The sequence below is a fragment of the Flavobacterium sp. genome (genome assembly GCF_043780635.1).
Taxonomy (GTDB): domain Bacteria; phylum Bacteroidota; class Bacteroidia; order Flavobacteriales; family Flavobacteriaceae; genus Flavobacterium.
Genome location: NZ_JAYWCK010000123.1, coordinates 20,591 through 30,607, shown reverse-complemented (window position 1 = coordinate 30,607; position 10,017 = coordinate 20,591). Strand labels below are relative to the sequence as shown.

The window sequence follows — 10,017 nt, the reverse complement described above, 5'->3', positions numbered from 1 at the left end:
ACACCTTTAAAAAACTGTGTTCTTGTTTTTTCACCCTCTTTAATTTCGTAATAAACTGTGATAGTATCACCAGCTCCGAATTCAGGGAAATCTTTTTTTGCAACTAATTCGTCTTTAACGAATTTCATTAAATCTGCCATTTTTATTTTTTATTATGGTTTTAAAAAGAGCAACATTCACGGTTTTCGCCAGAGGTTGGTCTAATGAGGGTGCAAAAGTAAAAAAATATTTTGAATTTTAAATTATAAATTTTGAATTATTTGAGCGTTTTTACCGCAACATTTAAAATTTATAATTTAAAACTTAAAATAAATCTACTCTTCCAATAAATCGGGTCGTCTATTTTTAGTATGTTCAAACGCCATGTCTTCGCGCCATTTGTCGATTTTTGCAAAATTTCCACTAGTCAAAACTTCTGGAACTTTCCATCCTTTGTAATCAGCGGGTCTTGTATATATTGGGCCTGATAATAAACCATCTTGAAAACTGTCTGTCAATGCTGAGGTTTCATCGCTCAAAACTCCTGGAATTAATCTTATTAATGTGTCACATAACACTAAAGCACCTAATTCTCCACCGGACAAAACATAATCACCAATCGAAATTTCTTTGGTGATAAAATGATCACGAACTCTTTGATCCACACCTTTATAATGACCACAAAGAATGATGATGTTTTCATACATTGACATTGTGTTTGCCATTTTTTGATTCAAAGTTTCTCCGTCTGGCGACATATAAATGATTTCGTCGTAGGTTCTTTCGCTTTTCAAATGCGTGATGCAATCATCGATAGGTTGTATATTCATCACCATTCCGGCTCCACCACCATAAGGATAATCATCGACACTCTTTTGTTTGTTGGTGGTATAGTCCCGTAAATTATGAATGTGAACTTCCACAATTCCTTTGTCAATAGCACGTTTCATCATCGAAGCATCAAAAGGACTTCGCAATAATTCTGGGAGAACGGTAATAATGTCGATGCGCATAATTTATTTTCTAGGTTGTAAAGGTACAAAGTTTTGGAGATTGAAAAGTTCAAGGTTTTCAAATTTTCAAATCATCTATTTAATTCGTAAATTTGCACTTCAATAAAAAACAATAAAAATGGAAAACGGAATATACGCTAAATTCAACACCACTAAAGGATCGATTTTAGTAAAACTTACACACGATTTGACACCTGGAACAGTAGGTAATTTTGTAGCACTTGCCGAAGGGAATATGGAAAATAAAGTAAAACCTCAAGGAGTTAAATTCTATGATGGATTAAAATTCCATAGAGTAATTCCTAATTTTATGATTCAAGGCGGTTGCCCTCAAGGAACCGGAACAGGAGATCCAGGATACAAATTTGATGATGAATTTCATCAAGGCTTACGTCACGATGCACCAGGGGTTTTGTCAATGGCAAATTCTGGTCCAGGTTCAAATGGATCGCAATTTTTCATCACACATGTGGCAACACCTTGGTTAGATGATAAACACACGGTTTTTGGAAATGTAATTGAAGGTCAAGATGTTGTTGATGCAATTGCTCAAGGCGATACATTAGAAACTCTTGAAATTATTAGAGTAGGTGAGGAAGCTAAAAACTGGAATGCAATTGAAGCTTTTGTTGGTTTAAAAGGTGCTCGACTAAAACGTGCTGCAGCTTTAAAAGCAGAAACAGAAGCAAAAATGGAAAAATTAGCTGCTGGTTTCGAAAAAACTGAAAGCGGTTTGCGTTACCAATTTATACAAAGGGGAGACGGTAAACAGGCTGAAAAAGGAAAAACAGTTTCGGTTCATTATGAAGGTTCATTAGAAAACGGAAAAGTTTTTGATTCTTCATATCCAAGAAAAAAACCAATCGAATTCAAATTAGGAATCGGCCAAGTTATAGAAGGTTGGGATGAAGGCATCGCTTTATTGAAAGTGGGTGACAAAGCCCGTTTTGTTATTCCGTCTGATTTAGGATACGGTCCAGCAGGAGCAGGAGGAGTAATTCCACCAAACGCAACCTTGATTTTCGATGTTGAATTAATGGAGGTTAAATAGTATTCAGTGATCAGTTTTTAGTGGTCAGTGATTAGTTTTATATATAAAAATCCCAAAGCGAAAGTTTTGGGATTTTTTTTATCATATAAATTTTCGGGAAACTCGAAGGGCGGTAAAAGACGAAGTAAGTCAGATTCGTTATACTCGTTATGAGATTCCTCGTGCCTCGGAATGACAACTAAATAAATTTTATTTTTTCCACTTAATATCACAACCCAAACTTGGTTTCTGGTTGGGATTAATGATTCGGTTATAAATTACTCCGTCAATGGCCCCACGCAAATCACTTCCGCTTAACGGAATACCATTTCCAGGTCGGCTGTCGTCGAGTTGGCCGCGATAAACTAATTTGTTTTGGTTGTCAAACAAAAAGAAATCAGGTGTACAAGCGGCATCATATCCTTTGGCAACTTCTTGCTTTTCATCATACAGATAGGGAAATTCAAAATTATTTTCGAAAGCGAATTCGGTCATTAGTTCCGGAGAATCCTCGGGAAATTTATTCACGTCATTACTCGAAATAGCCACAACCCCAATGCCTTGCACACGGTAATCATTAGCAATTCGTACCACTTCGCGAATAACATGGTGCACAAAAGAACAGTGATTACAGATGAACATCACGAGAGTCCCTTTTTCACCTTTTATAGCTGCAAAAGAAAAATTGGAATCGGCAGAATTGGTGTCTTTTAAATAAAATTCGGGAGCAACAGTTCCCAGTGCTAAAATATTCGATAGTGTTTTTGACATTTTTCGTTTCGATTTTAAAGTTTAAAGTTACTAAAAATTGTTGTTTTTTAACTTGAAAACTGTAATTTGGTCTTTATTATTTTTTGACAATTGCTCTAAACTTGAAACCTTAAATCGCTATGGATTTAATCTGGACAGAATTCGAAAGAGTAGAAATGAGAGTGGGAACAATACTTGAAGTCAATGATTTTCCCGAAGCACGAAAAACAGCATATCAACTCACTATTGATTTTGGAGCTACAATTGGCATTCGAAAAACTTCTGCACAAATCACCAAACGCTACAATAAAGAGGAATTAGTGAATCGCCAAATCATTGCCGTGGTTAATTTTCCTAAAAAACAAATCGGAAAATTTATGAGTGAATGCCTAGTGCTTGGAGCAGTGGGTGAGGAGGGTGACGTGATTTTATTGGCACCCGATTTCAAAATTGAAAATGGATTGAGAATTGGATAAAAAAAGTCCAAAAATCTTTCGACTTTCGGACTTTTTAGTTTTGGTTAGTTATTTTTGGTTGTTGTATTAAAATTAAATATCATCAAATTCAATATCAGTAAAACTTGATGTTGATGGCAATTCTACTTCCTCCTCTTCGGATTTTTCGGAATCATATTCTTTTTTGAAGTCTTTTTGGTGTCTTTCAGAGATTACTTCCTCGCCTTTGTGGTTTAAAACATAAGAAGTCATTTCTTCCAGAATTTCAGTGAAAGCAGCAAAATCTTCTTTGTATAAGTAAATTTTGTGTTTTTTGAAGTGAAAAGAACCATCTGCTTCGGTAAATTTCTTGCTTTCGGTAATGGTAATATAATAATCATCAGCTTTTGTGGCTCTTACATCAAAGAAATAAGTTCTTCTTCCGGCTCGTAAAACTTTAGAAAATATCTCTTCTTTTTCTAACATATCATTTTCTCTCATAATCATTCTGTCAATTTAGTGTTGTTAAGCAGTAATCAAAAATCCAAAAAATAGTTGTATTACACAACAATTATTGCAATTCTTTTTCAGAAAGTTGTTTCAAATATAAGTCGGCATAATAACCTTCTTGATTTATCAGTTGATTATGAGAACCTTGCTCAATAATTCGACCTTCGTCGAGGATGATAATTCTGTCTGCATTTTTTGCTGATGACACCCTATGACTTACAATAATAGTGGTTTTGTCCTTACAAATTTCCTGTAGATTATTCAAAATAGCCTCTTCGGTTTCCGTATCCACTGCCGATAAGCAATCGTCAAAAAGCAATATTTTTGGATTTTTGATAATCGCTCTTGCTATCGAAACACGTTGTTTTTGTCCGCCAGAAAGCGTGATTCCTCTTTCGCCAAGAATGGTTTCGTATCGTTTGTTGAAACCCATAATATTGTCGTGAACCACGGCACTTTTCGCGGCTGCTTCCACTTCTTCGTCGGTGGCATCTTCTTTACCAAATTTGATATTGTTTTTCACACTGTCCGAAAACAAAAAAGCATCTTGTGGCACGATTCCAATGCTGTTTCTCAAATCATATAAGTTGACCTTGCTTATTTCCTTTCCGTCAATATTAATTCGACCTTCAGTGACATCATACAAACGCGAAATCAAGGAAATTATGGTCGATTTTCCCGAACCTGTTTTTCCCAGAATTGCCAAAGTTTCGCCTTTTTGAACCGTAAAACTAACATTTTCCAATGCTTTTATATTGGTGTCTTCATAAGTATAGCTCACATTTTCGAAAGAAATTGCGCCTTCAATTATTGATTTTTCAGGTTTTTTGTTTTGGATTTCCGGTACTATTTTCAGGAATTCGTTGATTCGTTTTTGAGAAGCTTCGGCTTCCTGAACCATTGAGGAAACCCAACCCAATGACGCAACAGGCCAAGTCAGCATATTGACATACAAAATAAATTCAGCAATGGTTCCAATGCTTTTGATGGTTCCGTTGATGTACATTAATCCACCAAAATAAATTACGACCAAGTTGCTAATTCCAATAAGTGCCATCATCAATGGGCCAAATAAGGCTTGAATTCTTGCCAAACTCAAGCTTTTGCTTTTGCTTTCATTGGCTAATTCCACCATATTGTTTTGGTGTTGTTCTTCTAACGAATAGGCTTTTATTACTCGTAATCCCGAAAATATTTCTTGGGTAAAACTGGAAACTTTGGATAAATATTGTTGGAAAACGGTACTCCTTTTATTGATTTCGGAACTTATCCTGAAAATGGCATAAGACAAAATAGGCAAAGGCAACAAGGTGTACAATGTCAATCGTGGCGAAACATTGAACATATATACAATCACGATGGCAAAGCGAATGATGGTGTTTATGGTGTACATCACGGCTGGACCAACGTACATTCTCACCTTGGAAACATCTTCACTAATGCGGTTCATCAAATCTCCGGTTCGGTTTTGTTTGTAGAAATTATGGGAAAGGTTTTCGTATTGCCTGAAAACTTCGTTTTTCAAATCGAATTCGATGTGGCGTGACATAACAATCAAGGTTTGTCGCATCAAAAAAGTAAGGAACCCAGCAATGATTGTGGTAGCAACAATCAGTAGAATATTGGAAATTAATTCCTGCTGAATTACGGATTTTGCTACAGTTTTATCTTTAGCAAATTCTTCTATTATATTGAAGGACTTGCTGATTAATTTTGGTGTAAACAAGGAAAATATCTGGGCAATAATGGTAATAACGATGCCTATTAAAAAGCTGTATTTATATTTGACGAAATATTTATTTAAATAACTTAATTCTTTCATAGTGATATAATAATCTTAAGAATTCCAAAGGTAAGATGAAATTCAGATATTTTTCAAGTTTAATTCTTTTTTAAAAGATGAAATTCTTATTTTTGCAGACTAATTTAATAAAAGTTCTTACAAGGTGGTAAACAGAAGACATATTCGCGTCAAGGTTATGCAATCCATTTATGCGATGCATCAAAATGGATCAGATGATTTAGAAAAAGAAGAAAAATTCCTTTTTCATAGTATTGATGCCATTCAGGATTTATACCTTATAATGATTTCCTCTCTGATAGAAATTTGTAAAAAAGAAACTGTCTTTTTGCATAAATCAAGTCAAAAACATCTTGCCACTCCTCAGGAACGCAAGCCCAACGAAAAGTTTATCAAGAACAGTATTTTTCAACTTCTTGCCGAAAACAATTCTTTGAGTATTGCTTTAGAAAATCGAAAAATCAACAATTGGACATTGAACGATGATTATATTTTAATCCTTCTTAATGCTATCAAGCAAAGCAAAATATATGCAAAATATATGAGCAATGCGGTTAATACTTTTGAAGAAGACAAAGAATTTATCATTGATTTGTTTACGGAAGTGATTGTTCCAAATGAAAAATTATACGAATATTTAGAAGACAACAAATTGACTTGGATTGATGATATTCCGGTGGTAAATACTGAAATCATCAAGCAATTGAAAGCCTTGAAACCTGTTGAAGAGGAAAATTTCAGGGTTCCAAAATTATTCAAAGACAACGAAGACCGAGATTTTGTAAAAGATTTATTTAGAAAAACAGTCCTAAATGAATCCGAATTAGCAAAGGAATATATTGATAAAACACCTAATTGGGACAGTGATAGAATTGCCGAAGTTGATACCATTATTCTTAAAATGGCCATTTGCGAATTTCTGAAATTCCCTTCGATTCCAGTGAAAGTTACGTTGAATGAATATTTAGAACTTGCCAAAGAGTATTCTACTCCAAAAAGCAGTATTTTTATCAACGGAATTTTAGACAACTTAGTAAAAGAACTACAAGCCAGCAACAGAATTGTAAAAGCTGGTCGTGGATTAATGTAAAAACAATTATAAACAAAAAAAGAATTTTAAAATTATGGGACAATTAACTCAATTTGCGCCGTTTTTATTAATGTTTGTGGTAATCTATTTCTTTATGATCAGACCACAACAAAAAAGAGCCAAAAATGAAAAAGAATTCGAAAGTGCATTGAAAGTAGGTGATAAAATCATTACAAAAAGTGGACTTCACGGTAAGGTTGCAGAACTTTCTGAAGGAACGGTTGTTATCGAAACTATGGCAGGAAAACTTAAAATGGAGCGTTCCGCAATTTCTATGGAAATGAGCGCCACTTTGAACAAAAAATAAATCTAGTTTTACAGTTAAAAAAAAATTCCTTCTGAATCTTCGGAAGGAATTTTTTTATGAACTGAAACCACAAAAATCTATTTTTCTATACTATTTTGCTTTTTGTTTTTCTTTAATGACGTTTGGTAATGCAGTCAACTCTGCAATTTTAACAATCACGTCAATTGCTTTTTGGATACTTTCTACGGGAACATATTCGTATTTTCCGTGAAAGTTGTGTCCACCAGCAAAAATATTCGGGCAAGGCAAGCCTTTATAGGATAATTGGCAGCCATCAGTTCCTCCACGAATTGGTTTTATGATTGGTTTAATTCCCAATTGTTTCATGGCATTTTCGGCAATATCCACAATATGTTTTACAGGCAAAACCTTTTCCTTCATATTGTAATATTGGTCTTTTATCTCGGCGATTACTATGTCTTCACCAAATTGTTTTGCAAATTTCTTGTTGAATTTTTTGGTAATTTTTTCGATTAATTCTTTGCGTTTGGCGAATTTTTTCTTACTGTGATCTCTGATAATGAGTTCCAAAACGGTTTCTTCGATACTTCCTGTTAAATTATGAACGTGAAAAAATCCTTCGTACCCTTTTGTTTCCTGTGGAGTTTCGCCTTTTGGCAATTCGTTGATAAAATCATTCGCGATAAGCATTGAATTGATCATTTTTCCTTTTGCATAACCAGGATGAACGCTTTTTCCCTTGAAAGTGATTTTGGCTCCAGCCGCATTAAAATTTTCATATTCCAATTCGCCTACCTGACTTCCGTCCATTGTGTAAGCCCAATCGCAGCCAAATTTTTCGACATCAAAATGATGCGCACCACGACCAATTTCTTCATCTGGAGTGAAGCCAACCCTTATTTTTCCGTGTTTGATTTCGGGATTTTTGACTAGGAATTCCATTGCCGTCATAATTTCGGTAATTCCGGCTTTGTCATCTGCGCCAAGAAGCGTGGTTCCGTCAGTTGTAATTAAGGTTTGTCCTTTGTATTGCAATAAATCCTTGAAATATTTTGGAGATAAAATAATATTCTGCTCCGCATTTAATACAATGTCTTTACCATCATAATTTGAAATAATTTGAGGTTTAACATTGGCACCCGTAAAATCTGGTGTTGTGTCAAAGTGAGAAACAAAACCAATTGTGGGAACATCGTGGTCAACATTTGACGGCAAAGTGGCCATAATGTATGCTTTTTTGTCGATGGTTGCCTCTTTCATTCCAATGGTTTTTAGTTCTTCAACCAATTTATTGGCCAAATCCCATTGTTTTTTAGTACTTGGAGTTGTTTCTGAACTTGAATCTGATTCGGTGTCAATAATTACGTAACTTATAAAACGGTCTATAATATGTTGCATTTTGTATTTTTTATACAAATATAATCAATTTCATAAGGGCAAAAGTCATTTCTTTATTATTTGGACATAACTTAAAAAGATATGTTTTTCAAAATAATATATGTAAGTTTATATTTATAAAAACTTGATTATCAACAATTAATGTTGTATTTTATTATAAATAAATCAACAGTATAACTTTTTTATTGTTAAATTTATTCCCAAATTTCCCCAAAATATTTTTTCAAAAGAATTTTTAACTATTTGTATATTAATAATTTAAATCTTTAACTTATGAGAAAACTATTTTTATTTGTCTTGTGTGCTTCCTTATTTGTTGGTTGCAAAAAAGAAGCAGCTATGGAACCCGCAACAACAACTGCAGATACTGCTAAAACAGTTGCACCTGCCGAATTTGCAGATGCTAAATACACTGAAATTGGCAAGGCAGCACTCGCTGCAATGACTAGTGGAGATATGGACGGATGGACCGCAAATTATGCGGAGAATGCAAAATATTATTGGAATGCCGGCGACAGTTTAATTGGAAAACCTGCAATAGATAAATATTGGAGAGATCGAAGAATGAATGTAATTGAAACAATCTCCTTTAAAAATGACATTTGGTTGCCCGTTAAAGTTAACAAACCTCAACAAAAAATAGAAAAGGCTGGTGTTTGGCTATTGGGCTGGTACCAAGTAACTGCTAAATACAAAGGAGGTTCATCAATGACTCAATGGATGCATATTCTTTACCATTTTGACGATAATGACAAGATAGATGAGGTTAATCATTATGTGGATCGTGTACCCATTATGGCTGCATTACCACAAAAGAAATAGCGGTTGACTATAATTGAATTAAAAACGGTGCTTTTTGGCACCGTTTTTTTTGTTAATTTTCTTCAGTTGGAAACTCAAAAGCATAACTTTTCCCTATAATAAAGACAATTCCGTGAATAATTGACTCCGGAAAAAAATCGAGTTTGTTAAGGAAATAATCGTACGTTTTATTATTGTAATTCGTTATGACAAAAGGCAATGAGTTTGATGTCAAAAAAATGTTATTTATATTGTTATCAATTGAAACAGTTGCATTAAAATTCGAATGACTTATTTTTTTATTGTCTTTTTTCAATTGAATGAATTCAAAAGTTGACAGTGGAATACTTTGGTCGATATGGTGAAAGACTATTGATTTTGCAGTGTCTATCATTATCCATTTTTGAAATTCTTTGCAATACACTTCATTAAATGAATGTCCGCCAGAAACAGTTGAATCATTTGATAAATTCTTCATTCCCCATTCCTTAACTTTTAGATCATTTATCACACAAAAATTATTATAAATCTGTGAAAAATCACTGCAAACTCCTCCTTCACCATTAATCATTTTGCTTAAAGCTGTAGTGGATGATTTTCCTAATCCTGGCCCTCCTTTGATATTATTTTTGAGCCAGATTGCTATTTTTAGAGCCTTATCATAATCAGTGAAATCATCAGTGAAACCTGTAAATATTATCTTGTTTATTTCTGAATATAGCGGCGGAATGTTACTTTTCTCATTGATGTCATTGTAGCAAAAACTTTCAATAGAGTCTATTGATGCCTTTTTAGATACTAATCTAAATCTAATTTTATACAATAAAGGATGTCTTCTTAAATACCAATATATAGATTTACTCATTGTTTGCCTATGAATTTGGGATTCCAATGTTTTTTCTAATGACAAAAATTATACACAATAGATTTTGGGGATTTTATG

General features: G+C 33.8%; 12 protein-coding genes. 5 read left to right on the top strand and 7 right to left on the bottom strand.

Annotated elements, in window-relative coordinates; genetic code table 11:
- Together ACH2BV_RS11280 and trmD are read right to left on the bottom strand one after the other, a co-directional pair.
- Positions 1–140, bottom strand: a 140-nt coding sequence (locus ACH2BV_RS11280; RefSeq protein ID WP_395050832.1) for a 50S ribosomal protein L19, incomplete at its 3' end; no start/stop codon positions are given.
- 174 nt (positions 141–314) lie between these two features.
- The gene (trmD, locus tag ACH2BV_RS11275; RefSeq protein ID WP_395050829.1) at positions 315–992 is read right to left on the bottom strand and encodes a tRNA (guanosine(37)-N1)-methyltransferase TrmD; all 678 of its coding nucleotides are present in this window, start codon (positions 990–992) and stop codon (positions 315–317) included.
- A 118-nt stretch (positions 993–1,110) separates the two neighbouring features.
- Between trmD and ACH2BV_RS11270 the strand changes: the two genes are divergently transcribed.
- Positions 1,111–2,043 carry a peptidylprolyl isomerase gene (locus tag ACH2BV_RS11270; RefSeq protein ID WP_395050828.1) on the top strand — a complete coding sequence of 311 codons (933 nt, stop codon included), beginning with the start codon at positions 1,111–1,113 and terminating at the stop codon, positions 2,041–2,043.
- A 189-nt stretch (positions 2,044–2,232) separates the two neighbouring features.
- Here the strand turns inward: ACH2BV_RS11270 and ACH2BV_RS11265 are convergent, their stop codons facing one another.
- Positions 2,233–2,793: a thioredoxin family protein gene (locus tag ACH2BV_RS11265; RefSeq protein ID WP_395050827.1), complete on the bottom strand. Its 561-nt coding sequence runs from the start codon at positions 2,791–2,793 to the stop codon at positions 2,233–2,235.
- 119 nt (positions 2,794–2,912) lie between these two features.
- Here ACH2BV_RS11265 and ACH2BV_RS11260 point away from each other — a divergent pair, with 119 nt between their 5' ends.
- Positions 2,913–3,248 carry a tRNA-binding protein gene (locus ACH2BV_RS11260; protein ID WP_395050826.1) on the top strand — a complete coding sequence of 112 codons (336 nt, stop codon included), beginning with the start codon at positions 2,913–2,915 and terminating at the stop codon, positions 3,246–3,248.
- 72 nt (positions 3,249–3,320) lie between these two features.
- Here ACH2BV_RS11260 and ACH2BV_RS11255 read toward each other — a convergent pair whose 3' ends face one another.
- A complete protein-coding gene (locus tag ACH2BV_RS11255) occupies positions 3,321–3,707 on the bottom strand; it encodes a PUR family DNA/RNA-binding protein (protein ID WP_395050831.1) in 387 nt (128 codons plus the stop codon).
- Between the two features lie 70 nt (positions 3,708–3,777).
- Positions 3,778–5,538, bottom strand: coding sequence for an ABC transporter ATP-binding protein (locus tag ACH2BV_RS11250; RefSeq protein WP_395050825.1), 1,761 nt, complete (start codon positions 5,536–5,538; stop codon positions 3,778–3,780).
- 157 nt (positions 5,539–5,695) lie between these two features.
- Here ACH2BV_RS11250 and nusB point away from each other — a divergent pair, with 157 nt between their 5' ends.
- Both nusB and yajC read left to right on the top strand, forming a co-directional pair.
- Positions 5,696–6,607 (top strand): transcription antitermination factor NusB, encoded by a 912-nt coding sequence (nusB, locus tag ACH2BV_RS11245; protein WP_395050830.1) that lies wholly within the window; start codon positions 5,696–5,698, stop codon positions 6,605–6,607.
- A gap of 34 nt (positions 6,608–6,641) precedes the next feature.
- On the top strand, positions 6,642–6,914 hold the full coding sequence (gene yajC / locus ACH2BV_RS11240) for a preprotein translocase subunit YajC (protein WP_395050824.1): 273 nt from the start codon (positions 6,642–6,644) through the stop codon (positions 6,912–6,914).
- 90 nt (positions 6,915–7,004) lie between these two features.
- Here the strand turns inward: yajC and pepT are convergent, their stop codons facing one another.
- Complete coding sequence (gene pepT / locus ACH2BV_RS11235) at positions 7,005–8,273, bottom strand: peptidase T (protein ID WP_395050823.1); 1,269 nt, start codon at positions 8,271–8,273, stop codon at positions 7,005–7,007.
- A 273-nt stretch (positions 8,274–8,546) separates the two neighbouring features.
- Between pepT and ACH2BV_RS11230 the strand changes: the two genes are divergently transcribed.
- Complete coding sequence (locus ACH2BV_RS11230) at positions 8,547–9,095, top strand: nuclear transport factor 2 family protein (RefSeq protein WP_395050822.1); 549 nt, start codon at positions 8,547–8,549, stop codon at positions 9,093–9,095.
- 52 nt (positions 9,096–9,147) lie between these two features.
- Here the strand turns inward: ACH2BV_RS11230 and ACH2BV_RS11225 are convergent, their stop codons facing one another.
- Positions 9,148–9,939 carry a hypothetical protein gene (locus tag ACH2BV_RS11225; RefSeq protein ID WP_395050821.1) on the bottom strand — a complete coding sequence of 264 codons (792 nt, stop codon included), beginning with the start codon at positions 9,937–9,939 and terminating at the stop codon, positions 9,148–9,150.
- Positions 9,940–10,017 lie beyond the last annotated feature (78 nt).

Bases quoted from the DNA above. Each gene is read 5' to 3' on its own strand.
- ACH2BV_RS11270 (WP_395050828.1), top strand. From the start codon at position 1,111: ATGGAAAACGGAATATACGCTAAATTCAACACCACTAAAGGATCGATT.
- ACH2BV_RS11260 (WP_395050826.1), top strand. From the start codon at position 2,913: ATGGATTTAATCTGGACAGAATTCGAAAGAGTAGAAATGAGAGTGGGA.
- yajC (WP_395050824.1), top strand. From the start codon at position 6,642: ATGGGACAATTAACTCAATTTGCGCCGTTTTTATTAATGTTTGTGGTA.
- pepT (WP_395050823.1), bottom strand. From the start codon at position 8,273: ATGCAACATATTATAGACCGTTTTATAAGTTACGTAATTATTGACACC.
- ACH2BV_RS11230 (WP_395050822.1), top strand. From the start codon at position 8,547: ATGAGAAAACTATTTTTATTTGTCTTGTGTGCTTCCTTATTTGTTGGT.
- nusB (WP_395050830.1), top strand. From the start codon at position 5,696: ATGCAATCCATTTATGCGATGCATCAAAATGGATCAGATGATTTAGAA.
- ACH2BV_RS11255 (WP_395050831.1), bottom strand. From the start codon at position 3,707: ATGAGAGAAAATGATATGTTAGAAAAAGAAGAGATATTTTCTAAAGTT.
- ACH2BV_RS11225 (WP_395050821.1), bottom strand. From the start codon at position 9,939: ATGAGTAAATCTATATATTGGTATTTAAGAAGACATCCTTTATTGTAT.
- trmD (WP_395050829.1), bottom strand. From the start codon at position 992: ATGCGCATCGACATTATTACCGTTCTCCCAGAATTATTGCGAAGTCCT.
- ACH2BV_RS11265 (WP_395050827.1), bottom strand. From the start codon at position 2,793: ATGTCAAAAACACTATCGAATATTTTAGCACTGGGAACTGTTGCTCCC.
- ACH2BV_RS11250 (WP_395050825.1), bottom strand. From the start codon at position 5,538: ATGAAAGAATTAAGTTATTTAAATAAATATTTCGTCAAATATAAATAC.